Origin of the sequence: Xanthomonas sacchari (assembly GCF_040529065.1) — a bacterium.
Classification (GTDB): Bacteria; Pseudomonadota; Gammaproteobacteria; order Xanthomonadales; family Xanthomonadaceae; genus Xanthomonas_A; species Xanthomonas_A sacchari.
Genome location: NZ_CP132343.1, coordinates 4,474,150 through 4,498,983, shown reverse-complemented (window position 1 = coordinate 4,498,983; position 24,834 = coordinate 4,474,150). Strand labels below are relative to the sequence as shown.

Genomic DNA, 24,834 nt, shown 5'->3' with positions numbered 1-24,834 from the left:
ATGTCTCCTCTGGGGTTTGGGGGCCTGCCGTCCGCCGATGCGGACGCTGCGCAGAACGGGGCGACACCAATACCATCGGCGGGGTGTACGGGGTGTTAGCTCGTCGCCGCAAGCAGTGCGCCATAGTGTCGGCGCTCGCCGGCGAGCGGCCAAGAGCGGCCAACAAAACTACTGCGCAGCCACCAGGCGGGCGCGGACGGTGCTCGGAATCCTCATGTACCACTCGTACACTGCGGTTCCTCCGCGCCGTCCGCACCCACCTGGCGGCTGCTCGTGACGTTTTGTTAGCCACTCTAAGTCCCGGAGGAATCGCAATGCATCGTTACGGCAACCGGAGCGGCCATGCCGGGGTGGTCGCCTACGACAGCGGCCCGGACTGGATCGTGCTGCGCTTCGCCGACGGCGCCACCTACCGCTACGACCGCCAGCATCCCGGCCTGCTCCATGTCATGGAGATGCAGCGCCTGGCCGCGGCTGGGCGCGGCCTCACCACCTACCTCAACCAGCACGTGCGCGACGATTACGCCGCGCGCCTGGACTGAGCGCGTCGGCTCACTGCATGACCAGGTCGGCCTGCGCGCCGCCGCGCACCACGCGCAGCACCAGTTGCGCCGGCTTGCGCGCGAAGTTGGCGCGGTAGCTGGCCAGGTCGGCGAACTCGCCGACCGAGGCGGCCACCACGATGTCGCCGCTGGCCAGGCCGTTGCGCGCCGCGCGGCTGCCGCGCGCCACGTTGCCGATCAGCACGCCGGAGATGCCGGACTGGCGCAGCGATTCGGGCAGGTCGGCGAAGGTGGCGCCGCTCAGCCGCGGATCCAGCGACTCGCCGCTGATCGCGCGCGGCTGCTCCTTGAGCGTGGCCTTGAGCTGCAGCGGCTTGCCGTCGCGGCGCACGTCCAGGGTCACGGTGCTGCCCACCGGCTGCAGGCCCTCGTAATTGTGCAGCGCCTCGGCGCTGTCCAGGCGCTCGCCGTTGGCGGCGACCACCACGTCGCCCGGCTGCAGCCCGGCGGCCGCGGCCGACGAGCCGGCCAGCACCCGCGTCACCAGCGCCCCGCGCGGCGCCGACAGGCCCAGGCCCTGCGCCATCTGCGAGGTCAGGTTCTGCGTCTCGATGCCTAGGGTGCCGCGGATCATCACCCCGTTGTTCTTGATCAACTGGTCGACCACCGCGCGTGCCAGGTTCGACGGGATCGCCAGGCCCAGGCCGATGTTGCCGGCCATGCTGCCCTGCGGGTTGAAGCTGGCTGTGTTGATGCCCACCAGTTCGCCGCGCAGGTCCACCAGCGCGCCGCCGGAGTTGCCGGGGTTGATCGAGGCGTCGGTCTGGATGAAGTTCTGGTAGCCCAGGCCGCGGATGCCGTTGCGGCCCATTGCCGAAACGATGCCGGAGGTGACGGTCTGGGTGAAGCCGAACGGGTTGCCGATGGCGGCGACGAAGTCGCCCACGCGCAGCTTGTCGCTGTCGCCCAGGCGGATCTCGGTGAGGTTGTCGGCCTTGATCCGGATCAGCGCGATGTCGGTGTCCGCGTCCGAGCCCATGAACTCGGCCTTGAAGCTGCGCCCGTCGGCCAGGGTCACCTGCACGTCGTCGGCGTTCTCGACCACGTGGTGGTTGGTCAGCACGTAGCCGTTCTTCGCGTCGATGATCACGCCCGAACCCAGCGACTCGTTGATGCGCTCCTGCGGGATGTCCGGGAACAGGCGGCGCAGGATCGGGTCGTTGAAGAACGGATTGCGCACCCGCACCACCTGCTTGGTGTTGATGCTCACCACCGCCGGCATCACCTTCTGCAGCATCGGCGCCAACGACGGCAGCGGCTCGCCGGCCACCGAGGACGGCAGGCGCGCGGCCGCGGACAGCGGCGGCGGTGCCGCGGCGGGCGCGGCCTCGGCGCGGTTGTCCAGTTGCGCATTGATCGCGGTGGCGGCGAAACCGCCGAAGGCAGCGGCGGCGGTCAGGGTCAGCAGCGTAGGCAGCGGTCGCATGGGTCGGTTTCCGGGGAACGCGGGAGACGTGGGGCAGATGGGCGCGCGTGCGCGTAAATCAAGATGAACGCGCGGCGTTTAACCGCCAGTGAAAGCGCTCCGGTGCCGCCTGCGCAAGGCCGCAGTAGCGCCTTGCGTGCGCGGCGCAGCGACAGCGCCGAATCGCGTCGCGGCGACGTTGACACTGGGCCTGCCCGGCGTTAGCGTTCACGCGTGTCGCAGCCACTACATGTAGCGGTAGGGCTTCGGTGCGGCACTAGACATAGGGTTTTCTTCACCAGGACTTCACATCCAGGGGCGCGCTCGGCGGTGCATGACGGGACGGTGACAGGAAACGTCGCGGAATCAGGGGATTTTTGATCGGTCGAGGGCAGGCGCCGCGTGCGCTGCCGCGGCCGTCTCTGCTGTGCAGCGCAAGTGCGATACACAAGACACACGGCGGATGACCACCCATCCGCTTCATCGGGACAGGTTCGAGGAGAACACAGCAGAATGAGTACGGTGCGCCTGGAAGTCGTCCAGACCGGATCCAAGCACGACCCCATCCCGATGCAGCCGGCGTCGCAGGACATCTGGGACAAGAAGTATCGGCTCAAGACCAAGCAGGGCGAGCCGCTGGATGCCGACATCGACGGCACCTACCTGCGCGTGGCGCGGGCGCTGGCCGATGCCGAGTCCACCGACGAGTTGCGTGCCTACTGGTTCGAGCGCTTCACCTGGGCGCTGCGCCGCGGCGCGATTCCGGCCGGGCGCATCACCTCCAACGCCGGCGCGCAGGAACACAAGCCGGCCACCAGCACGATCAACTGCACCGTGTCGGGCACCATCACCGACTCGATGGACGGCATTCTGGAGAAGGTCCACGAGGCTGGGCTGACCCTCAAGGCCGGCTGCGGCATCGGCTACGAGTTCAGCACGCTGCGTCCGCGCGGCGCGTTCGTGGCCGGCGCCGGCGCCTACACCTCCGGGCCGATGTCGTTCATGGATATCTTCGACAAGATGTGCTTCACCGTGTCCTCGGCCGGCGGCCGCCGCGGCGCGCAGATGGGCACCTTCGACGTGTCCCACCCGGACGTGAAGGATTTCATCCGCGCCAAGCGCGAGGACGGGCGCCTGCGCCAGTTCAACCTGTCGCTGCTGATCACCGACGGCTTCATGCAGGCGGTGGAGCAGGACGCCGACTGGCCGCTGGTGTTCCCGGTGAACCGCAAGGAAGAGGCCGACATCGACCTGGCCGACGCCAGCGCCGTGGTGTGGCGCGACTGGCCCACGCACCACGACTACATCGTGCGCGACGACGGCCTGGTCGCGTGCAAGGTGTACGGGCACATCCGCGCCCGCCACCTGTGGGACATGATCATGGTCTCCACCTACGACTACGCCGAGCCGGGTTTCATCCTGATCGACCGCGTCAACGAAATGAACAACAACTGGTGGTGCGAGAACATCCGCGCGACCAATCCTTGCGGCGAGCAACCATTGCCGCCCTACGGCGCCTGCCTGCTCGGCTCGATCAACCTCACCACCTTCGTGCGCGAGCCGTTCACCGAGCGCGCCCGCTTCGACTGGGAGGAATACAAGGAAGTGGTGCGGGTGTTCACCCGCATGCTCGACAACGTGGTCGAGGTCAACGGCCTGCCGCTGCAGCAGCAGCGCGACGAGATCATGCGCAAGCGCCGTCACGGCATGGGCTTCCTCGGCCTGGGCTCGACCATGACCATGCTGCGCATGAAGTACGGCAGCGCCGAGTCGTGCGAGTTCACCGAGTCCATCGCCCGCGAGATGGCCGTGGCCGGCTGGGAGACCGCGCTGTCGCTGGCCAAGGAGAAGGGCCCGGCGCCGATCATGCAGGAGACCTTCGAGGTCACCGCGGCGATGCTGCGGCAGCGCCCGGAGATGGCCCGCGAGGGCTGGCGCGTCGGTGAGCGCATCGAAGGCCGCCTGCTGCACGCCAAATACAGCCGCTACATGCAGCGCATCGCCGAGGTGGCGCCGGCGCTGGTCGAGGAACTGGCCGAGGTGGGCGCGCGCTTCACCCACCACAGCTCCATCGCCCCCACCGGCACCATTTCGCTGAGCCTAGCCAACAACGCCTCCAACGGCATCGAACCGAGCTTCGCCCACCACTACAGCCGCAACGTGATCCGCGAGGGCAAGAAGAGCAAGGAGAAGGTGGACGTGTTCTCCTTCGAACTGCTGGCCTACCGCCACCTGGTCAACGCCAAGGCGATGCCGTTCGCCGAGGACGCCGCCGCGCGCCTGCCGGACTACTTCATCGCCGCCGACGACATCCACCCCAAGGAACACGTGGACGTGCAGGCCGCCGCGCAGAAGTGGGTGGACAGCTCCATCTCCAAGACCGCCAACGTCCCCACCGACTATCCCTACGAGCAGTTCAAGGACATCTACCGCTACGCCCACCAGCAGGGGCTGAAGGGTTGCACCACGTTCCGCTTCAACCCGGCCGCCTTCCAGGGCGTGCTCGTGAAGGAAGCGGACCTGGAGAACACCACCTACCGCTTCGAGCTGGAAGACGGCAGCGTGGTCGAGGTCAAGGGCAACGAACAGATCGAGTACGACGGCGAGATGCACACCGCCGCCAACCTGTTCGATGCGCTGAAAGAAGGGTATTACGGCAAGTTCTGACGCCGTCCCGTCTCCTCTCCGCGCCGGCGGAGGGGAGGGCGGCGGTGGAAGCCCTGGAACGCGGCGCGCCGTGCTTCCCCAACGCTTCCCCTCCGTCCGCCGTATGTCGCCGTTTCCGGCTCCCCGCTTCGCTGCAATCGGTATAGCATCGCCCGCGTGACATAAACACTGACACCCTGAGGAGGGTTTTATGAGCAATGGAAATGGCGTCACGGCGACGCTGACGCAGGTCGCCGAGAACGTGAAAGAAACCGCCACCAACGTCGGCGAGACCATCGCCGCCACCGCCAGCGAGGCCGTGGCCACGGTCAAGCAGACCGCCGAGACCGTGCAGAAGCGCGTGCAGGACCAGGTCGCCAAGACCCGCAAGGCGGTGAAGAAGGCCGAGAAGGCCGTGGCCAAGCGCGCCGAGAAGGCCGGCAAGGCGGTCAAGAAGACCGTCGCCAGCGCGCGCAAGAAGCTGGAAGCGGCCAAGGCCAGCGCCCAGGCCGAAGCGGCTGCGCTGACCAAGGGCGGCAAGAAGACCGCCAAGAAGGCGGCTGCGAAGAAGGCGCCGGCGAAGAAGGCCGTGGCCAAGAAGGTCGCTGCGAAGAAGGCGCCGGCCGAGAAAGTGACCGCCAAGAAGGCCGCGCCGAAGAAGGCGGTCAAGAAGGTCGCCGCCAAGAAGGCCGTGACCAAGAAGTCGGTGGTCGCCAAGAAGAGCGGGGTGAAGAAGGCCGTGGGCGCGCGCAAGGCCGTGGCCAAGAAGGCCGTGGGCAAGGCCGCCAAGGCGGTCAAGAAGAGCACTGCCAAGGTCGCCAAGAAGAGCACCGCAGTGAAGAAGACCACCGTGCGCAAGGCCGCCGGCAAGAAGGCCGCGGCCACCCGCGCCAAGAAGTAAGCCGACCCGTCGCACCCTCTCTCCCGTGCGCGGGAGAGAGGCCGGGCCCACGCCCGTCCCGCTCCGCCTTCCAGGAACGCACGCCTCATGGCCATCAAGATCGACCAGAAAATCAAGGGCTACGCCGTCGTCACCCCCGAGGACAAGGCGCGCGACGCCGCCGCCGCGGTGCCCGCCTCGTCGATCGATCGCGCCACCGCCGAGGCCGAAGCGCCGGCGGACAACATCATCCACATGCACGAGCGCATCGAGCGTCCGGACGTGCTGATCGGCAGCACCTACAAGATCAAATCGCCGTTGGTGGAACACGCCATGTACGTGACCCTCAACGACATCGTGCTCAACGCCGGCACCGAGCACGAACTGCGCCGCCCGTTCGAAATCTTCGTCAACTCCAAGTCCATGGAGCACTTCCAGTGGATCGTGGCGCTGACCCGTATCATGTCCGCCGTGTTCCGCAAGGGCGGCGACGTCACCTTCCTGGTCGACGAGATGAAGGCCGTGTTCGACCCCAAGGGCGGCTACTTCAAGGCCGGCGGCGTGTACATGCCGTCGCTGGTCGCCGAACTGGGCAGCATCGTCGAAGAGCACATGAAGTCGATCGGCCTGCTGCACGACCCGGAAATGAGCGACCACCAGCGCGCGCTGATCGCCGAGAAGCGCAAGCAGTACGAAGAACGCTCAAAAAAAAACAGTGAAGTGAGCAAGGCGGTTCCTTCTCCTGCGGGAGAAGGTGCCCGCAGGGCAGATGAGGGTGCGGTGTCCGCCGACTCCACCGCCGACCACGAAGATGACATCGCCGTCACCGGCGACGGCGCGAGTTTCCCGCCGTCGGCCACGATGTGCCACAAGTGCAATACTAAGGCGCTCGTCATTATGGATGGGTGTGCGACTTGTTTGAATTGTGGTTATTCGAAGTGTGGGTGATCGGTCTATTTGTTAGTTGTGGATTATAGTTATAACCGCAAAATCTTGTGGATCATCCATAATTCTTTTGAATATAGTGAAAATCTATTTATTCGCGCCGCCATCTCTCCTGCCGTCTTGGGTGCCGCTGCGACTACCAGGTATTTGTGACGCGTGGCGGCGGGTAAGCAGAATTGGGAAGAATGGCCGAGGAGCCTCGAACGCTTTGTCGATGGTTTTTCAGTCTAGCAGTGGCCGGCTACGTTAAAGATTAGAAGGATCGTTTTTCGGTTATGTCTGCCTATAGGTTGCTGCGCTAGCACGACGTAGACGGCCGCTTACCTTATTATTAACTCACGAATTTTCTTGTGCCTGGTGGCGCATGCAGCTGAATGCGATTTTTGAACTTATCTGCCGCTGCGATGGAGAGTGATTTGGTCTCAGTTCTTTGAGTTTTGTATCCTCATATTGGATTTTTCGGAGGGGGAAGTGGCCAGTAAAAAAGTTCAAGTTCGAGTAAAAGCAAAGCCGAGGAACCTGCTCTCATTTCTTGAAAAGGGTGATGACGTGTATGTTCGCGTCTATTCAGGCGCGAGCTATGGGTTGGAAGCAGGAGGAGAAGAGGTAAAAGAAGCCCGCTTCTCGCTGCATCCATCGCCTCGCAGTGAGAAATTCATAACCATAAAGCACACGCGCACGCTTGCTGGCCAATCTCTAACTTCAGTCGCGATTACTGATGCAGCTAAGAGCGAGGGAAAGTTTTTTCACATATTCAGTAATGTTTTTACAAACTTAAAATCAAAAAATCATGATGTCAAAAAGTTTGACTCGGGACTTTACGTCGGAGAGCTAAATCCTAGAAAAAGTTCACTATATATAAGTGCATTTGTTGGCCATCCTGAATCGAATTTTGATCTGGAGCAACAAGGTCTACGGATTGATAAGTTGAATTTCAATAAGTTTCAAGTGGTTGTTCTAACTAGCTATGTTGACGTCCCAGCGTCCCCTATGGGTATGACGGCTGCTGCTGTGACTTTCCGGCCTGAAATTTACCCCGATGAAGCAGGGCAGGATTCTGCAAGGGAAAAAATGACCGGATATTCGCCAGCTCATTGTCTGGGGATGCACAAGGATCTGCAGAGCCAGCTGATGACGCCACTTTTGGAGCGCTACATACGCGCGGCCTCAGATGAAGCAACGAGGAAACGTTATCTTGCTATATTGGAGTCTTTTCCTCCGATTGCGTCTATAGATTTTTAATCTACTTAGCGTGTGTCATATATAGTGGGAAAGGGGGGTTATTTTAAATTGCTTAAGTATTCTTCTATAAGGCTGGTTTGTGCAGGCTTGGTCGGAAGGCAAAATTGAACTGCTGTTCTAAATCACTTGTCTCGGAGTAGCCTCCCGCCGCCGAAGCGCGCTAGCGCCATCGCATGGTGCCATACGATTGCGCCAGAGTCGTGCAAGGCGCGTTAGATCACTAGACTTAAAAGAAAGGAGATGCGCTAGCGTGCCCTTATACAGAAAATTGCAGCAATATCGACCTTAATCGTCGCGGACTCTGAGGTCGAACGCCGTTTGTTCGTGGCTATCCTTGTGGTCATGGACTTTGAGGATGGTGCGCTGAATTTTTAGCTTAGAACCAGAACGCGTTTGTGTGAATTTGACGTCACAGATGAGGACGTCTCCTTTGCGGAATGACTCGCCGTTGTCAATACGAGCAATGAAAATATCATCCTCCATTGCGTACTGAAGCGATGCCTCCCCGTCCCACATCGTCCATTTATGACCGCTACCGTCCTTGAAGCTCGGCTCTTGGATCGTAAGCCCCATCTGGATGGTCTGCTCCACGACAGGTGTTTCATCTACGATCGCATGGAAGAATGGTGCGTCTTCCTGAGTAGCAACAGCAATTTGCTGCCCCTCTGACCGAATCTCAATCCTGTCCACGCCAGGTTTAGACAGAGCCTGACCGACAAACTGAGCAGCTGCCTTACCAGCCTTCTCATCCATCGTTAGATGTAGTGATTCGGTCTGCACGATGATTACGTTCCCGCTGACGTTGGTCACGGTTACATTATTGCTTTGATCAGTGTGCTCAACCTTCTGCGGAGGCTGGCCTTTCAAGAACTTGAAGAGATCTACCGACTCTTTTACCGCTGTCAAAACGCTCCGCACATCTGGAGTAGCCGTGAGCATAGTGGCGCCTAAGCCGACAACGTGAAATATCAGGTCGGTCTCGAACGAACCATGCTGAAAAGCTTTGACCTCGGCTTTTACCTCAACCTCGCCGTATAACTGCTTGGTGGCAGCGACAACGTAGTCAGAGAACGCCACCATATTTGCGGCAGCAGCGTACACATCCATCGAACCATCATCTACGGACGGCCCTTTGTACTTCAGTAGGATACCCACACCGGGCTCCTCGTAATGCTCGACGATCTGCATTCTGCGCTCCTTCCGTGTCAGCCGTTGCGACTGAAGCCCTGCTAGAATTTTTACATGATCCGGGCCATAGCAACCCATCCTCAACCTTCGTTGAGCGTCTTTTCCCGAAAATGCATAGCCCGGATACCTAAGGTGCCAGAGTGGGCTACCGGGTGAGGGCTGCCGATCTATATTTTTGCGTTGGGTACGGTTCCCGTAATCATCGCCACCGCCATGCCCCGCGCGCAAGGACGCTAGGATGGTCTACGGAATCGCCACCCTCGATGCCCTCGAAGCCCTATACGGCCAACCCGTCGAGCGCGCATTACGCAAACAAATCGACCATTTGAACGCCGACTACCAGGCGTTCTTGCAAGCATCGCCGTTAGTGGTGTTGGCTTCAGCCGGCGACGAAGGACTGGACTGCCCGCCGCGCGGCGATGCACCCGGATTCGTGCAGGTGCTGGATGCGCGCACGCTGGCGCTGCCGGATCGGCCGGGCAACAACCGCATCGATACCCTGCGCAACCTGCTGCAGGATCCGCGGTTGTCGCTGTTGTTCCTGATTCCCGGCATCGGCGAAACCTTGCGCGTGAACGGGCGCGCCGAGATCCGGGTAGATCCGGACCTGCTGGCGCGGTTCGCGGTCGGCGAGCGCTTGCCGCGTAGCGTGGTCGTGGTGCATATCGAAGCGGCGTATTTCCACTGCGCCAGGGCGATCGTGCGCTCGCAGCTGTGGGATCCGACGCGGCACCTGCCGCGCGATCGCCTGCCCAGCCCCGGCACCATGCACGCGCATCTGGCCGACGGCGCGTTCGACGGCGAAACCTACGACCGGGAATTGCCGCAGCGTACCCGGGACTCGCTGTACTAGCTTGACTGGATTGGTATGCGCGCCGCGCCGGGTTGAACTGCACGCCGCCGCATGACGCCGCCACCGATGTCCCCGGTCATGCCACCCTGCTACGGTACGCCCCTGGTGGGAAGCGGCGACGACGCCGATCCGGCGCGCAGCGAACGACAGGGGAGTGTGGATGCAGGGGCGTGGGGAACCGTCAGGCGGTTGGGGTGAACTGCTGCTGGTCATGGCAGTCGCGTTCGGGTTGCCGATCTACTGGAGTGCGCTGGCAGTGCTGGCGCCGATGGTGGAGCCGTCGTTTTCCGACGCGAACCTGTGGGGCATGGTGTTCTACGAGCTGCTGGTACTGGCGTTGTTGCTGCCGACGCTGTGGTTCCGTGGCTGGACGGCGCAGGCGCTGGGGTTGCAGTGGCAGGCGCGCGACATCGGGGTGGGCCTGGCGCTGTTGGCCGCCTGCGTGGTGGCGACCTATCCGTTGAATCTGTTGAACGACAGCGTGGCGGCCGAGGTGAATCCTTCGATGGATGCGATGGTGGCCGGGCCGCTGTCGGCCGGCGTGGTGGTGCTGGTCTCGCTGCTCAATCCGATCTTCGAGGAAGTGTTCGTTTGCGCCTACGTGATCCGCGCGCTGGAGCGGCGGCACAGCCCGGCATTCGCGGTGAACGTGAGCGTGGCGATCCGCGCGTCGTACCACCTCTATCAGGGGCCGGTCGGCACCATCGCCATCGTGGTGATAGGGCTGATCCTGGGCTGGTGGGTGGCGCGCACCGGGCGGCTGTGGCCGGCGATCGTGGCGCATGCCGCGCTGGACCTGATGGGGTTGATGGCCTACGCCTGATGGGCGGGGCACACGCCGGCAGCCGGGCATGCGTCAGCGTGGCGTGGAGCGACTATCGCGCGGTTCCGCCTGCTCGAAGCAGACGAAAGGCGGTCGACCATCCCTGCCAGCGGCAGTGCCATCCGGCCGGTCGCTGAATACGCGGCGGCGCCGCGCGGAAACGGTCGGTGGCGTAGACAGCTACATTCCTGAACGGGCCTGCGCTTTCGCTGCTGTACGTCACGCTTTACAGTCGAACGACAAGGACGTGTCGCCCGCTGGACAACGGGGGAAGGTCCGGGTTCCCGCTGCTCGATCACCTCGCCTACGGCACAGCGCCGTGCGCGGCGCGTGCAGCGCGGGCCGCAACGCTTTCAGGGGAGAAGCGGGATGGCGTCGACCGAGGATCTACCAGCACCGCATCCGTTGTTCGAGCTGCTGTCGGGCGAGATCAGCGACCGCGAACTGCGCCGCTGCCTGCGCGTGGTGCGTCGGCATCTGGGCATGGACGTGGCGTTCCTGTCGCGCTTCCGCGAAACCGACCGCGTGCTCGATCACGTGGACGGGCCGCCCGATGGGCCGATCCACGAGGGCCAGATCCTGCCGTTCGCCGATGGCTACTGCATGGGCGTGGCACGGGGCGAGTTGCCGCAGCTCATCCCCGACACCTCGCTGCTGCCGGCGGCGCAGTGCATTCCGGCGACGCGGGAGATTCCGATCGGCGCGCACATGAGCGTGCCGATCCAGGTGGGAGGGCGGATCTACGGCACGCTGTGCTGTTTCAGTTTCCTGCCCAGGCCCGACCTGGGCGAGCGCGACATCGGCATGTTGCGTGCGTTCGCCGAGATCTTCGCGCTGCGCCTGCACGAGGTGGAGGCGCACAAGCTGGAACGGCAGGCGATGATCGACGAGATCGACGGCGCGCTGGCGGCGGGCGCGCCGCGCATCGTGTTCCAGCCGGTGTTCGCGCTGCAGGGGCTGCGCCTGCACGGATTCGAGTGCCTGTCGCGTTTCGACGTGGCGCCGCAGCGTGGGCCGGCGCAATGGTTCCAGCAGGCCGAACTGGCCGGGGTCGGCATCCGCCTGGAATTGCATGTGCTGGCCAAGGCGCTGGCGCATCTGCGGCGGTTCCCGCCGCATTACCGGCTCAGCGTGAACCTGTCGCCGGAACTGATGACCTCCGCGGCGCTGGCGGGCGTGCTGGGCGACGATGCCGAGGTGGCGCGGCTGACCCTGGAGATCACCGAGCACGCCATCGTGCGCAACTACCAGACGCTGGCGCAGGCGCTGGCACCGCTGCGCGAGCGCGGCGCGCAGGTGGCGGTGGACGATGCCGGCGCCGGCTACGCCAGCATGCGCCACATCCTGCAGTTGCAGCCGGACGTCATCAAGCTCGACATGAGCATCACCCAGTGCATCCATTCCGACCGCAGCCGCCGTGCGCTGGCCAAGGGGCTGACCAACTTCGCCCACGAGATCGGCACCCAGGTCGTGGCCGAAGGCGTGGAGACGGCGCAGGAACTGGAGGCCCTGCGCGAACTGCAGGTGGATTTCGTCCAGGGCTATTTCCTGTCGCGGCCGCTGCACGAGGATGCGGCGCTGGCACTTGCGTTGAAGGAGATCGGCTAGTGGGGCTTCGGCGTCGCGTGGGCCGCTGCAGCACGCGTGGCGCCTACCACGGCACCACGCGGCCCAGGTAATCCAGGTAATGCAAACCGCCGCGGCCGTGGGCGGTGTCGATGGTGTCGAGCAGGGGCGGGATGTTGTCGTCGATGGACAGGCGCGCGTCCGGCCCGCCCATGTCGGTGCGGACCCAGCCGGGGGCCATCAGCAGCAAGGTATGCGCGCTGTCGCGGTGGCGGGCGGCGAAGCTGCGCATCAGCATGTTCAGCGCCGCCTTGCTGCTGCGGTAGATCTCGTACTGGCCATTCGTGTTGTTGGCGATGCTGCCTTGCCCGGACGACATCACGCCGATGGTGCCGGTGCCGCTGACCAGGTCGCGCAAGGTTTCGATGGCGCGCATCGGGCTCAGTGCATTGGTGACCATGACCCGGACGAATTCGTCGGTGGCGACATCGGCGACGGTCTCGCGGTCGTCGTTCTTGACGCCGGCGTTGACGAACAGCAGATCCAGGACCTCGCCGTGCAGGCGCGCGCGCAGCGCGACAAGCTGCGCTGGATCGGTGATGTCGACGTGTTCGATACGCAGTGCCTGTGGATGGGCAGTAACCAGATGGTGCAGCGCCGCGCTGGGCGCGCCGGCGCGCTCGGTGGCGATGACGCGCCAGCCGCGTCTCAGGTAGCCTTCGGCCATCGCCAGGCCCAGGCCGCGCGAGGCGCCGATCAGCAGGACGGTTTTGGGTGCAGGGGTGTCGATCATGGTGGGTCTCCGCGTGGCCGGTGCAGCCTCGGCATGCGAGGCCCACCGGCGGTCTGCGCACTCTAGGCGCGCGTGCCGCCCGGCGGAACGCGCGTCGCATGCATTGAGGCCTTGCATGCGACGCCTGTGTCCATTCGCCATTGTCGGGAAACGCGCATGCCGGAACCGGATCTGAATCTGTTGATCGCCCTCGACGCCTTGCTGGCGGAGTGCAGCGTGGCCGGCGCCGCGCGGCGGCTGGGGTTGAGCGCGTCGGCGATGAGCCGGACGTTGACCCGGCTGCGCGAGGCGACCGGCGATGCGCTGCTGGTCCGCGCTGGCGGCGCGATGGTGGCGACACCGCATGCGCTTGAACTGCGCGCGCGTGCCCGCGACGCGGTGGAGGCCGCGCGCGCCGTGTTGCGCCCGGCGCCGGCCGAGCTGGATCCGGCGGGCCTGCAGCGTACCTTCACCGTGCGCGCCAACGACGCCTTCGTGGAGGCGTTCGCGGCGATGCTGGTGGCCGCAGTGGCGGCGTCGGCGCCGCAGGTGCGCCTGCAGTTCGTGGCCAAGGCGCAGAAGATCGCGGCGCCGCTGCGCGAGGGCCTGGCCGATCTGGAAATCGGGGTGCTGAGCGAGATGGGGCCGGAACTGCGCGTGCAGGGTCTGTTTCGCGATCGTTTCGTCGGCGCGGTGCGCAGCGGTCATCCGCTGGCGCGCGATGGGGAAGTGAGCGTGCAGCGCTATGTGGCGTTCGGCCACGTTGTGGCTTCTCGGCGCGGGCGGGCGCACGGGCCGGTGGACGCGGCGCTGCAGCAGTTGGGCCTGGTGCGTCATGTCGCGACCGTGGTGCCCAGTTTTTCCGCGGCGCTGGCGGTGGCGCGCGCGTCGGACCTGATCGCACTGGTGCCGGCCTCGTTCATGGCGGCGCAGCCCGACATGCTGCGCGAGCCCGCTTGCACGTTCGCGCTGCCGGTGGTCACCGAGCCCATCACCGTATCGATGCTGTGGCATCCGCGCCTGGAGCACGACGCGGCGCATCGGTGGCTCCGCGGCCTGTTTCTGTCCGAGTTCCGCGCGCGCATGCCGCTGCGCTGAGCTGCGCAGCCGCACATTCCGGCTAACCAGCGCAAGCGCAGTGAACATGGCGCGGTCCCTGCGACGACCTGTCTTGCGTCAGCGACCGAACGCCTGATCGACGCGCCCTGCCGCGATGGCCGCGCCTGTCGCACAGGCCGTCGCTGCGGGGATGCGACATCGGCACTGGTCTGCCGCCGCGGCGATGGCGCACACTTTCCGGCTCTGATCGAAGGCAGGAACAGGCGATGGCACGGCGATACGGATGGAGCGCGATGCTGGTGGGGCTGGTGGCGTTCGCCGCGGCGGCGGCCGGCCCGACCCCCGGCGAATACAGCACCAAGGAAGGCTGGGGCAGCATGCGGGTCACCGACAAGGGCGGTGCGCGCCAGTTCGACCTGTTGTCGGTCGGCGCCAACGGCCACACCTGCTCGCTGTCGGGCACGCTGCAGGGCGACAAGGCGGAGGTGAACGACGCTGGCGACGTGCCGTGCAAGCTCGCCTTCAAGCCGGTGCCGGGCGGGTTCAACGTGGCCGCGCTGACCGAGGAAAGCTGCCGCGACTACTGCGGCATGCGTGCCAGCTTCGAGGGCGATTACCTGCAGCTGCCGGCCGGCTGTACCGCCGCGGCCAGCAGCCGGCGGCGCGAGGCGTATCTGCAGGACTATCGCGGCAAGCGCTATGACAAGGCGCTGGCCGGGATGCAGGCGTTCGCAGGCGAGTGCGGCGGCTTCCTCAACTGGCTCGATCGCGACCGTTTCGCCAACGACCGCGCCATCACCCTGCTGCGCCTGGGCCGGCCGCAGGAGTGCCTGGCGGCGCTGGACGGCACCCTGGCCGGCCGCAGCCACGACGAGGCCTCGTTCCAGGCCGAACTGGAAAAGCAGAGCACCATGCTGCCGCCCAGCGACTGGGATGCCTACCTGCCGATCGCCAAGTCCACCTGGTTCAACCGCAAGCTGTGCGAGGCGGCCAGGCACTGACGCAGGCGCCGTGGGGCGGCGCGCCGATGGCCGCTGCGCCCGTGCCGCCAGCCGCTGGCAGACGCGGTGCGCTGGCGCCGCCATGCGCTCCGCTGGTCGCCGTGACGCGCGTGGCGTCGGCGGTTGCCGTGGCCGCGGGCGACTGCGCATACTTCCGGCGACCGATGGCGGGTTGGACGCCCTGGAGCAAGGATGATCGATCGACTGCGACGCCTGTTGTCCCGCACCTCGCCACGCGGGGCCGATGCCACCGGCGATGCCACCGGGTCGGAGCCGGCGCCCGACGCGCAACCGGGTCGCACACTGCAACAGCTGTTGCTGCAGGTGCTGCAGCGCGAGGGGCATGCGGCCAGCTTGCACGACGAGGTCGTCGTGCTCGGCAACGGCCTGCAACTGTTCACCGAACTGGTGGACCTGGCCGAACTGCGCAGCGGCGTGCGCACGGCCAGTTGCATTCGCGTGCATCATGCCAGCCTGTTCGCGGACGGAATCGTCGAGTTCCAGCATTCCATCGGCGAGGACACCGAAGCGAGTCTGGCCTCGGGCTTCACCACCTGGGCGCGCACCGATCTGGTGGCGCTGTCGGAGGCGGTGGCGGCGCCGGCCGAGGCCCGCTGCATGACGTTGCAGATGGAGTTCCCCGCCTCGGCCACGACCGAGGCCGCGGTGCGGCGCACGGTGGTGCTGGGGCCGGTGGCGCACATGAACGGTGACGCCGCCAGGGCCGCGGCGGGCGACGACACGGAACACGCGTTCTGCCCGTGCTGCCTGTTCACCAACAGCCTGGACGCCTTGATGCCGTTGCTGCAGCGGGATCAGCGCATGCTCGGCATCCGCCTGTTCGCCTCGCGCGACGCCGACGGCGAGGTGGCGGCCGACTGCCGGGTCAACGGCGAGGATTTTCCCGACGGCGTGGCGTGCCTGCGCCGTTATGCCGAGACCTGGCCGGCACTGGGCGCCTTGGAATTCCGCAAGCAGTACGCGGTGGTGCGGCTGCCGGAGCCGGTGGCACCGGATACCGCGCACTGACGCGCCGTCGGGCATCGCCCGCGCACGCCAGTAAGACACGCCATCCTAGGCCGCGGCGGCATTCGTCGACGCAGCCGGCAGCGCCGAGGCCACGATGCCATGCAGCTGCGCGGCCAGTGCCTTGCGGTCGCTGCCCGGCGCCACCGCGATCGGCGCGTGGAAGGTCACCCTGACCACCGCACCGGACAGGCGCAGGAAGTGCGCGACGTGCGCACCGGCCTGCATCTCGCCGTAGAAGGCGTAGGCATCGCGATCGCCGCCCTGCGCCAGCGGCTGCCCATCGACGCTGCGCACCTCCAGCGTGAACGGCTGCAGCGTCCAGCGCCGCGCGTCGGGGTCGGCACTGAGGAACAGCGAGAACAGGCTGGACTTGAACGGTGCGACGCGCTCGCCGGAGGAGGTGGTGCCCTCGGCGAACAGCACCACGTCGTGATCCGGGCGCAGTTGTGCGGCCACGGCGGCCGCCACCGCCGCAGCATCCTGACGACGCCGGCTGATGAACACGGTCTGTGCCAGCGCGCCGATGTGGCGCATGCCCGGCCAGCGTTCCATGTCGTTCTTGGCGATGAAGCGCGCGCGCAGCAGGCTACCCAGCACCACGATGTCGAAGTGGGAGATGTGGTTGCCGACGAACAGCGTGCCGCCCGCGTCGCGCGGCGTGCCCACCACCTCGACGCGAATGCCCAACGCGCGCCGCAGGCAGCCGAACCACAGCCGCGGCAGCACGAATGCGGCGCGGCCGCGGGTGAAGCGCATCAGCAGCCACTGTGGCGGGATCAGCAGCGCGCTGGCCGCGATGCAGACGGCGAGCCGGACGATGGCGCGCACGCGGCCAATCGGGGCGTCTGTTGCGTGTCGGGGCGAAGCGGAAGGCATGGCGATCGCAGGTGAGGGCACGGTCGGCACGCGCGGCGGCGCGCCCGCGGCGATGGTAGCCGAGGCGTGTGTACTTCAGCATCCACGGGTGAGCTGCCGGCGGCCCGGCGCGCGCTGTCTGCTCCGCGCGTCGCGGCTGAAGCCGCTCCTACAGGGACCGGCGATGTGCTGGCTGGGGGCACTGTGGGAGGGACTTCAGTCCCGACTGCTTCCAGGAACGGATGGCTGGCCTGCTTCGCTCGTCGCGGCTGAAGCCGCTCCTACGGAATCTTGCGGTGTGCTGGCGGGGGCACTGTGGGAGGGACTTCAGTCCCGACTGCTTTCAGGAACGGATGGCTGGTGTGCTTCGTTCGTCGCGGCTGATGCCGTTCGTACAGGGCTCTTGCGGTGCGTGATGGGATGGGAGGGGCGGTTGGCGACGTCGATGCCCATCGGTGTCGACTTCGTCGCTGGATGCGCCGATCACCCCCGCGAGGCGCCCCGTAGGAGCGGCTTCAGCCGCGATGAGGCGTCAGCGATCGCACCCGTCGCGGTACCAGGGCATGTTGGCCTCGCCGAGTCGCGGCAAAAAAGAACGGCTGGCACCAGCGCTAGCCGCACCTGCGGAGGTGCGGCAGGTTGCGGAGTCAATGCGTGCCATCGGCCTGCTTGCAATCCGCAGTCTGCGAGGTGGCAAACGATGTAAGGGTCCACGCATCCGCGGGTCGCGTCTCGACGCCGTAGATCCACGACTGCCTCACGCCGCCGATGCAACTGGCGATGGCGATGCTGTCGCCTGGCGCGCCCTGGTCGGGTAGCGGCAGCGGTTCGGGCGCCCGGGTCTGGACGCCGTGCAGCGCCCTCGCGTAGCTCAGGACGATGGGGCCGAGCCGGTCGAGATTGCCCATGCTCATCACGTCTCCGCGCGTTTTTTGCTTCGCCAGCCAATCGCGCACCTGCCGCCATTCGGGCGTGCCCGCGGCGTAGGTGTTGGTACTGGACACGCGCAGGCTGTCCGGCACGTCCGGCGCCGCGTGCGTCGCCAGGGGCAGCAGGGCGAGCAGCAGTGGGCCCATGACCCATCCGGTGCGCCGAGCGCGTCGTTGACTGGTCCCGACAGCACCACCGTTGCGCCTGTGCATCCGCCCGCTCCCTGCTGGTTGCCGAAGCCGCGACGATAGCACCATCGGCGGCCACGTTTGCCCGCGTGGCGCCGGCCTGGCTGACGCTCAGCGCTTGCCCGGACGATCGGCCAGCGACGCCTGCAGCGCGGTGGCCAAGGCGGCGTCGCCGCTGACCAGCGCACTCCAGCGCAAATCCAGGCCTTTGCGACGACCTTTCTCGGTGAGCTTCAGGCCTTCCGGGTCCACGGTCAGGGTGTAGTGCACGCCGTCGATCTCCAGTGCGCGGCGCAGGGGTTTGTCGAGCGGGGTCATGCGGCGGCTCCCGTTTTCACGATGCGACGAGGGTAGCGAGGCGAAGGTGATGGCAGGTTCTGCAGGCGCGCCGGATGGAGACGCTCAAGATCGCCACCTACAACGTCAACGGTATCCGCAGCCGCTTGCCGCAGCTGCTGCAGTGGTTGCAGCGCGAGGCGCCGGACATCGTCGGGCTGCAGGAACTCAAGAGCGTGGACGCCGGCTTCCCGCTGGCCGAGCTGCATGCCGCCGGCTACGGTGCGGTGTGGATGGGGCAGTCGGGCTGGAACGGCGTGGCGCTGCTGGCCAAGGGCTGCGACCCGGTCGAGAGCCGGCGCGGCCTGCCTGGCGATCCGCGCGACACCCAGAGCCGCTACATCGAGGCGATGGCGCACGGCGTGCTGGTCGGCTGCCTGTACCTGCCCAACGGCAATCCGCGCCCAGGGCCGAAGTTCGACTACAAGCTGGACTGGTTCGCACGGCTGCAGCGGCATGCGCAGCACCTGGTGGCGCTGCCGCACCCGGTGGCGCTGATCGGCGACTTCAACGTGGTGCCCACCGATGCGGACATCTACAACCCGGCCTCGTGGCGGCGCGACGCGTTGCTGCAGCCGGAAAGCCGCCAGGCCTATGCCGAGTTGCTGGCGCAGGGGTGGGCCGACAGTCTGCGCGAAGTGCACGGCGAGCGCCGCGTGTACACGTTCTGGGACTATTTCCGCCAGCACTGGCAGCGCGATGCCGGGCTGCGCATCGACCACCTGCTGTTGAATCCGCCGCTGGCCAAGCGCCTGCGCGACGCCGGCGTGGACCGCTGGGTGCGCGACCTGCCGCATGCCAGCGACCATGCGCCGACCTGGGTCACGCTAGGCGCGTCGCCGGCCCGCGGTGCAGCCAAATCGTCGGCCAAGCCGAGGCGCAGTGCCGAACGCGCTGGAAGCAAGACCACGCGCGGCGCTGCGAAGAAAGCGGCAGGTACATCCGCGTCTGGCGCGACGTCCTCAGCGGCGAAGGCGGCAGCGCGGCCCAAGCGCAAGACGACGACCAAGACCGCGGCGACATCGACGCCCCCGGCGCCGGCAACAAAGAAGGCAAGCGCAAAGGCGACAAAGACGAAGACGACAAAAGAGAAGACGCCGAAAGCGCGCAAGCCACGCGCCGAGAGCGCGGTGCCGCAGACGCCCACGCGCCGCGGCACACGCCGCAAATCACCCCTTCTCCCACCGGGAGAAGGTGGCGCGTAGCGCCGGATGAGGGTGCGGCGAAGCGGGGAAGCGGGGAAGCGACCGACACCGCGCTACCGCCGCGTCCCGGCGGCGTCTCTTACTTCAACATCTCGGTAAACGCGCGATCGGCCTCGATCACGTCCGGCAGCGCGGCGAACAGCGCGTCCAGATCCACGTCGTCCAGCAGCGGGCCGGTCACCGCCTGCCGCGCCTGGTCGTTGGCGCCGCCGTCGCGCTGCAGCGCGTCGGCGACCAGCGCGGCCTGGGCGACGACCTTCGGCATCGGCTCGCCTTCCGGCGCCTGCAGCGGCCGCGCCTGGAAGGCGATGGCGGTCTGGATCACCTGCGGCAGATGCCAGCGCCGCGCCAGCTCGGCGCCCACTTCCGGGTAGCCGAAGCCCAGTTGCACGGTCTCGTCGGCGGCGCGGCCGCTGGAGGAGGCGTCCGGGTGCAGTTGCGCGGCGTAGTCGGGCGCGCCGGTCTGGATCAGCAGTTCGCCGATGTTGTGCATCATGCCGCAGGTGAACGCGGTCTCTGCGTCCAGGCCCTTCTGCCGCGCCAGCAGCCGGCACACGCCGGCCACTTCGAAGCTGTGCAGCCAGAACGCGCGCAGGTCGAAATGCGCCGGCGCATGGAACGCGCCGGTCACCGAGGAGGCCAGCACCAGGGTGCGCAAGGTATTGAAGCCCAGGCGCAGCGCCGCGTCTTCCACCGTGGTGGAGTCGCGCGCGCCGCGGAAGCGCGCCGAGTTGGCCAGCCGCAGCACCTTGGCCGCGATCACCGGGTCCCGCTCGATGTTGCGCGCCACGGCGTCCAGGCTGGTGCCCGGTGCATCGAACTGCAGGATCAGGTCCTGCGCCACCTGGGGAATGGTCGGCAGGGTGTGCAACTGGTCGAACAGCGCCTCTAGCTTCATGGGGACCCTCGGAACGGAACGGGAGGCGGGCAGGGCCGGCAGCCGGCCGCGCCGCCACGGTGGCGGAATGCGCGCATCCTACCGATTCGCGATGGCCGGCGTGTGGAAACCCGGTCCCGCGGCGACGGCCGCGCCCTGCTGCAGCGGAGGACGCGGCTCAGCCGGCGCCGCGCACGCGCAGGGTCAGGCCCTTGAGGAAGTTGCGCAGCAACTGGTCGCCGCACAGGCGGAAATTCTTGTGTTCCGGCTGCCGGAACAGCGCCGACAGTTCCGGCTTGGACACCGGGAAACCGGCGGCGTCGAAGATCTGGTGCATGTCCACGTCCTTGAGCTGGAACGCCACGCGCAGCTTCTTCAGCACCACGTTGTTGGTGATGCGCGCCTCCACCGGGCGCGGCGGCAGGCTCTCGTCGCGGCCGCGGTAGTGGAACACCAGCCCGTCCAGCACATGCGCCAGCACCGCGTCGCTGCATTCGACGAAGCCCTCTTCGTCCTCCTTCTTCAGCCACGCCGGGATCTGCGCCTTGTCGATCGGGAACGCGGGATCGGCGAGGTGCGCCAGATCGACGATCTTCTGGTCGCTCAGGTCGAGCATGTAGCGGATGGAGCGCAGGATGTCGTTGTTGAGCATGATCGGTGCAGGAGTGCCGGCAGGCCCGGCGAGGGGCGCTAGTCTAGGCGCTGGCCCGCATCGACGCGTAGACCGCGCAGGCCCAGCCCATGGCTGCGGTTCACCGAGGGTGTGTATGCGGCGCGGTTGCATCCGCGGGCGCATGCGCCATCATCGGCGCATGGACCATTCGATTCCCAAGCCGAACGCAGTCTCTGCGCTCAATCCGCGCCAGGAGCAACTGGTGGCGCTGGTACGCCAGCAGGGCTATGCCGAAGTGGAAGGGCTGGCAGCACGTTTCGAGGTGACGCCGCAGACCATCCGCCGCGACCTGACCCTGCTGTGCGAAGCCGGCGTGCTGCGCCGTTACCACGGCGGGGTGAGCCTGCCGTCGAGCGTGGAGAACCTGGCCTACGCAGCGCGCAAGTCGCTGCAGGCGCAGGAGAAGCGGCGCATCGCCACGTTGCTGGCGCAGCACATTCCCGACGACGCGTCGTTGTTCATCAACATCGGCACCACCAACGAGGATGTGGCGCGCGCGCTGATGGGCCACAGCGGCCTGCGCGTGATCACCAACAACCTCAACGTCGCGGTGATGATGAGCGCCAACCCCAGCTTCGAGGTGATGGTGGCCGGCGGGCGCGTGCGCGGCCGCGACCAGGGCGTCACCGGCGAGGCCACCATCGAGCTGATCCGCCAGTTCAAGGTGGATTTCGGCGTGATCGGCATCTCCGGCATCGATCCGGACGGCACCCTGCTGGATTTCGACTTCCACGAGGTGCGGGTGGCGCAGGCGATCATCGAGCACTCGCGGCAGGTGTTCCTGGCCGCCGACCACAGCAAGCTCGGTCGCAACGCGATGGTCCGGCTGGGGCCGATCGGGCGGGTGCACGCCTGGTTCACCGACCGCGCGCCGCCGGCCGAGCTGGCCGCAGTGCTGGAGGCGGCCGGCACCCGCGTGTTCGTTGCCGAGGGCGATGCGGCCGACCAGGGCGCGCCGCCGCTGGATGCGGCCGCGGACTGAGCGAGGCCGGTCCTGCCATCGGGGTGGTACAGGGCGCGTGTTCGGATTGTTTCGTTAATGTTGCGTGATGTGGAGCGATCATCGCGCCGCAGCGGCCCTGTGCGCCCGTTTGGCTGTCTCTGAGCTAAGCCACTGGCTGGTTACGGCCGGTTTGCAGGATGCCGTCGACGCCACGCTGCAGTGCAGCGTGATATGTTCGGAAATGTTCGTTTACGATCTTTTCGTCCTCAGTCCTGACCCCGGCCGGTTGCCGGGCCCGGACACGACACTTCCGGAGTCGGCTATGCGTGAGACCTACGATGTGCTGGTGGTCGGTGGCGGCATCAACGGCGTGGGCATCGCCCGCGACGCGGTGGGCCGCGGGTTGTCGGTGTGCCTGTGCGAGCGCGACGATCTGGCCGCGCATACGTCCAGCGCCAGCACCAAGCTGATCCACGGCGGCCTGCGCTACCTGGAGCAGTACGAGTTCGCCCTGGTCGGCAAGGCCCTGGCCGAGCGCGAGGTGCTGCTGCGGCTGGCCCCGCACATCATCTGGCCGCTGCGCTTCCTGCTGCCGCATCAGCCGCACCTGCGTCCGGCGTGGATGATCCGCACCGGACTGTTCCTGTACGACCACCTCGGCCGCGGCCGCCGCACCCTGCCGGGGTCGCGACGCCTGGCGCTGCGCACGCACCCGGTGGGCGCGCCGCTGCGCGAGGAGTTCCGCACCGGTTTCGTCTATTCCGACGCCTGGGTGCAGGACGCGCGACTGGTGGTGCTCAACGCGATGGACGCCGCGCAGCGCGGCGCGCGCATCCTCACCCGCACCCGCTGCGTCGGCGCACGCCGCGTCGACGGCCTGTGGCAGGTGCAGCTGCAGCACGCCGACGGCCGCCGCGAGGAACTGCGCGCGCGGTCCTTGGTCAATGCCGCCGGACCGTGGGCGGTGCAGTTCCTGGACGAGGTGGCGCACGTCGACCACGATCACGCGCTGCGCCTGGTCAAGGGCAGCCACATCGTGGTGCCGCGGCTGTTCGAGCACGACCACGCCTACATCTTCCAGCAGCCGGACCGGCGCATCGTCTTCGCCATTCCCTACGAGCAGGACTACACCCTGATCGGTACCACCGACGTCGACTACCGCGCCGACCCGGCCGCGCCGCGCATTGACGGCGAGGAGACGCGCTATCTGTGCGAAGCGGCCAACCGCTACTTCCGCAAGCAGATCGCTCCGGACGACGTGGTGTGGAGCTACAGCGGCGTGCGCCCGCTGCTCGACGACGAGGAGGACAACGCCGCCGAGGTCACCCGCGACTACCTGCTGGAACTGGACACGCGCGACGGTGCGGCCCTGCTCAACGTGTTCGGCGGCAAGCTCACCACCTACCGCAAGCTCGCCGAGGAGGCGGTGGACCGGCTGACCGCGCATGCCGGACGCAAGGCGCCGGCCTGGACCGCGCACGGTGCGCCGCTGCCCGGCGGCGAGCGCAGCGACATCGCCACGCTGGCGCGCGAGCTGCGCGCGGCCCGGCCGTGGCTGCCCGAGGCCACCGCGCAGCGGCTGGCACGCAACTACGGTACCCGCGCGGACACGCTGCTGGGCGATGCCGCCTCGCTGCAGGACCTGGGCCAGCACTTCGGTGCCGACCTGTACCAGGCCGAGGTCGACTACCTGCGCCAGCACGAGTGGGTGGTGGAGGCAGAGGATTTGCTGTGGCGGCGGAGCAAGCTCGGCCTGCGCGTGGACGCGGCCGGACGCCAGCGCCTGGTCGCCTACCTGCAACAGGCGCCGGCCACGCTGGCCGCGGCACCGGCTTGATCGAACGCTGCCGTCGGTCCGGTTCGGGCCGCGGCGGCGCGTGCACAATCGCGCTGCGCCCGGCCCCCGCCGCGGCGCACGAACCTGGACGCAACCGTGGAGGGTGGCAGGCATGGGTGGATCGACAGCGGCAACGACGGCAGGCCGGGAGGCATGGGCATGAGCCGGCAACTGGTGGGCGAACTGATTTCCGAGGCGATCGCGATGCTGATCATCATCGCCTTCGGCTGCTCGGTGGCGTGCATGTACGTGCTCTACGACCCCAGCCCGTACCAGCACGCCTACTGGGGCGTGTGCATCGCCTGGGGCCTGGCGGTGACCATCGCCATCTACGTCACCGGCTCGGTGTCCGGCACCCACGCCAATCCGGCGGTAACCCTGGCGCTGGCGCTGTACCGCGGCTTTCCCTGGCCCAAGGTGCTGCCGTACTGGGTCGCCCAGGTGATCGGTGCGTTTCTCGGCGCGTGGATCGTCTACCTGCTGTTCGCGCCGGTGATCGACCACTACAACCAGGCCCAGCATCTCACCCGCGCCGGCGGCGGCGCGGCCGGGGTGTTCTTCACCGCGCCGGGCCTGGCGATCACGCCGATGCACGCGTTGCGCGACCAGGTCATCCTGACCGCGTTCCTGATCTTCGGCATCTTCGCCATCACCGAGCGCTACAACGAGGCTGCGCCCACCGCCAATTCCGGTGCGCTGATCATCGGCCTGCTGGTGGCCACCATCGGCGCCTCGATGGGTTATCTGGAAGCCTGGGCGATCAATCCGGCCCGCGATTTCGGCCCGCGCCTGTTCGCCTACGTCGCCGGCTGGGGCTCCTCGGCGCTGCCGTCGGCCGACAATTACTGGTGGATCCCGATCGTCGGCCCGCTGATCGGCGGCGTGATCGGCGGTGCCGCCTACCAGTGGCTGATCTATCCGTTCCTGCCGGCGCGGGTGAAGGCGCTGGAGGAAGAACAGGCCGCCGCGCGCCGCGGCTAGCGCGCCGGCAGCGCGGTCGTTTCCGCGCGCGGCGTGC

Annotated in this window: 23 protein-coding genes and 1 other RNA gene; 16 read left to right on the top strand and 8 right to left on the bottom strand. The window is 66.8% G+C overall.

Going from position 1 to position 24,834, the window contains the following annotated elements:
* Positions 1-214: 214 nt before the first annotated feature.
* Positions 215-290: non-coding RNA, sX9 sRNA (locus RAB71_RS19055), on the top strand.
* Positions 291-314: 24 nt separating this feature from the next.
* The gene (locus RAB71_RS19050; RefSeq protein WP_010340432.1) at positions 315-542 is read left to right on the top strand and encodes a hypothetical protein; all 228 of its coding nucleotides are present in this window, start codon (positions 315-317) and stop codon (positions 540-542) included.
* 10 nt (positions 543-552) lie between these two features.
* Here the strand turns inward: RAB71_RS19050 and RAB71_RS19045 are convergent, their stop codons facing one another.
* Complete coding sequence (locus RAB71_RS19045) at positions 553-1,989, bottom strand: Do family serine endopeptidase (protein WP_010340431.1); 1,437 nt, start codon at positions 1,987-1,989, stop codon at positions 553-555.
* Positions 1,990-2,481: 492 nt separating this feature from the next.
* On the opposite strand from RAB71_RS19045, the gene RAB71_RS19040 reads away from it, so the two are divergent.
* The 4 genes from RAB71_RS19040 (at position 2,482) to RAB71_RS19025 (ending at position 7,681) form a co-directional block, all read left to right on the top strand.
* Positions 2,482-4,635: an adenosylcobalamin-dependent ribonucleoside-diphosphate reductase gene (locus RAB71_RS19040; RefSeq protein WP_010340430.1), complete on the top strand. Its 2,154-nt coding sequence runs from the start codon at positions 2,482-2,484 to the stop codon at positions 4,633-4,635.
* A gap of 190 nt (positions 4,636-4,825) precedes the next feature.
* A complete protein-coding gene (locus tag RAB71_RS19035) occupies positions 4,826-5,515 on the top strand; it encodes a hypothetical protein (RefSeq protein ID WP_010340429.1) in 690 nt (229 codons plus the stop codon).
* Between the two features lie 87 nt (positions 5,516-5,602).
* The gene (locus RAB71_RS19030; protein ID WP_010340428.1) at positions 5,603-6,442 is read left to right on the top strand and encodes a hypothetical protein; all 840 of its coding nucleotides are present in this window, start codon (positions 5,603-5,605) and stop codon (positions 6,440-6,442) included.
* Between the two features lie 468 nt (positions 6,443-6,910).
* Entirely contained in the window at positions 6,911-7,681 is a 771-nt protein-coding gene (locus RAB71_RS19025; protein WP_138985708.1) for a hypothetical protein, read from the top strand.
* 285 nt (positions 7,682-7,966) lie between these two features.
* Here RAB71_RS19025 and RAB71_RS19020 read toward each other — a convergent pair whose 3' ends face one another.
* Complete coding sequence (locus RAB71_RS19020; protein ID WP_010340427.1) at positions 7,967-8,869, bottom strand: hypothetical protein; 903 nt, start codon at positions 8,867-8,869, stop codon at positions 7,967-7,969.
* A 238-nt stretch (positions 8,870-9,107) separates the two neighbouring features.
* Between RAB71_RS19020 and RAB71_RS19015 the strand changes: the two genes are divergently transcribed.
* The 3 genes from RAB71_RS19015 to RAB71_RS19005 all read left to right on the top strand — a co-directional run bounded on the left by RAB71_RS19015 (position 9,108) and on the right by RAB71_RS19005 (position 12,153).
* A complete protein-coding gene (locus RAB71_RS19015) occupies positions 9,108-9,722 on the top strand; it encodes a pyridoxamine 5'-phosphate oxidase family protein (RefSeq protein WP_029561745.1) in 615 nt (204 codons plus the stop codon).
* Between the two features lie 211 nt (positions 9,723-9,933).
* A complete protein-coding gene (locus tag RAB71_RS19010) occupies positions 9,934-10,545 on the top strand; it encodes a CPBP family intramembrane glutamic endopeptidase (protein ID WP_010340425.1) in 612 nt (203 codons plus the stop codon).
* A gap of 369 nt (positions 10,546-10,914) precedes the next feature.
* Positions 10,915-12,153 carry an EAL domain-containing protein gene (locus RAB71_RS19005; RefSeq protein WP_010340424.1) on the top strand — a complete coding sequence of 413 codons (1,239 nt, stop codon included), beginning with the start codon at positions 10,915-10,917 and terminating at the stop codon, positions 12,151-12,153.
* A 43-nt stretch (positions 12,154-12,196) separates the two neighbouring features.
* Here the strand turns inward: RAB71_RS19005 and RAB71_RS19000 are convergent, their stop codons facing one another.
* On the bottom strand, positions 12,197-12,904 hold the full coding sequence (locus tag RAB71_RS19000) for an SDR family NAD(P)-dependent oxidoreductase (RefSeq protein WP_010340423.1): 708 nt from the start codon (positions 12,902-12,904) through the stop codon (positions 12,197-12,199).
* A 156-nt stretch (positions 12,905-13,060) separates the two neighbouring features.
* Between RAB71_RS19000 and RAB71_RS18995 the strand changes: the two genes are divergently transcribed.
* The 3 genes from RAB71_RS18995 to RAB71_RS18985 all read left to right on the top strand — a co-directional run bounded on the left by RAB71_RS18995 (position 13,061) and on the right by RAB71_RS18985 (position 15,972).
* Positions 13,061-13,981 carry a LysR family transcriptional regulator gene (locus RAB71_RS18995; protein WP_010340422.1) on the top strand — a complete coding sequence of 307 codons (921 nt, stop codon included), beginning with the start codon at positions 13,061-13,063 and terminating at the stop codon, positions 13,979-13,981.
* A gap of 227 nt (positions 13,982-14,208) precedes the next feature.
* Positions 14,209-14,943 (top strand): hypothetical protein, encoded by a 735-nt coding sequence (locus RAB71_RS18990; RefSeq protein ID WP_199774612.1) that lies wholly within the window; start codon positions 14,209-14,211, stop codon positions 14,941-14,943.
* A 192-nt stretch (positions 14,944-15,135) separates the two neighbouring features.
* On the top strand, positions 15,136-15,972 hold the full coding sequence (locus tag RAB71_RS18985) for a DUF6348 family protein (RefSeq protein WP_010342427.1): 837 nt from the start codon (positions 15,136-15,138) through the stop codon (positions 15,970-15,972).
* Positions 15,973-16,017: 45 nt separating this feature from the next.
* On the opposite strand, the gene RAB71_RS18980 is transcribed toward RAB71_RS18985, so the two are convergent.
* The 3 genes from RAB71_RS18980 to RAB71_RS18970 form a co-directional block, all read right to left on the bottom strand.
* The gene (locus RAB71_RS18980) at positions 16,018-16,800 is read right to left on the bottom strand and encodes a 1-acyl-sn-glycerol-3-phosphate acyltransferase (RefSeq protein WP_010342426.1); all 783 of its coding nucleotides are present in this window, start codon (positions 16,798-16,800) and stop codon (positions 16,018-16,020) included.
* Between the two features lie 674 nt (positions 16,801-17,474).
* Complete coding sequence (locus RAB71_RS18975; protein WP_010342425.1) at positions 17,475-17,903, bottom strand: hypothetical protein; 429 nt, start codon at positions 17,901-17,903, stop codon at positions 17,475-17,477.
* Between the two features lie 153 nt (positions 17,904-18,056).
* The gene (locus RAB71_RS18970; protein ID WP_010342424.1) at positions 18,057-18,263 is read right to left on the bottom strand and encodes a hypothetical protein; all 207 of its coding nucleotides are present in this window, start codon (positions 18,261-18,263) and stop codon (positions 18,057-18,059) included.
* A gap of 74 nt (positions 18,264-18,337) precedes the next feature.
* On the opposite strand from RAB71_RS18970, the gene RAB71_RS18965 reads away from it, so the two are divergent.
* Entirely contained in the window at positions 18,338-19,486 is a 1,149-nt protein-coding gene (locus tag RAB71_RS18965; RefSeq protein ID WP_010342423.1) for an exodeoxyribonuclease III, read from the top strand.
* Positions 19,487-19,565: 79 nt separating this feature from the next.
* On the opposite strand, the gene RAB71_RS18960 is transcribed toward RAB71_RS18965, so the two are convergent.
* Together RAB71_RS18960 and RAB71_RS18955 are read right to left on the bottom strand one after the other, a co-directional pair.
* Positions 19,566-20,384 (bottom strand): HDOD domain-containing protein, encoded by an 819-nt coding sequence (locus RAB71_RS18960; protein ID WP_010342422.1) that lies wholly within the window; start codon positions 20,382-20,384, stop codon positions 19,566-19,568.
* Positions 20,385-20,541: 157 nt separating this feature from the next.
* Entirely contained in the window at positions 20,542-21,015 is a 474-nt protein-coding gene (locus RAB71_RS18955; protein ID WP_010342421.1) for a DUF1456 family protein, read from the bottom strand.
* 142 nt (positions 21,016-21,157) lie between these two features.
* Between RAB71_RS18955 and RAB71_RS18950 the strand changes: the two genes are divergently transcribed.
* From RAB71_RS18950 to RAB71_RS18940, 3 genes are all read left to right on the top strand, one after another.
* Positions 21,158-22,018, top strand: a complete 861-nt coding sequence (locus RAB71_RS18950) for a DeoR family transcriptional regulator (protein WP_050946561.1) — start codon at positions 21,158-21,160, stop codon at positions 22,016-22,018.
* 283 nt (positions 22,019-22,301) lie between these two features.
* The gene (gene glpD, locus RAB71_RS18945) at positions 22,302-23,816 is read left to right on the top strand and encodes a glycerol-3-phosphate dehydrogenase (protein ID WP_010342419.1); all 1,515 of its coding nucleotides are present in this window, start codon (positions 22,302-22,304) and stop codon (positions 23,814-23,816) included.
* 159 nt (positions 23,817-23,975) lie between these two features.
* A complete protein-coding gene (locus RAB71_RS18940; protein ID WP_017916383.1) occupies positions 23,976-24,797 on the top strand; it encodes an MIP/aquaporin family protein in 822 nt (273 codons plus the stop codon).
* Positions 24,798-24,834 lie beyond the last annotated feature (37 nt).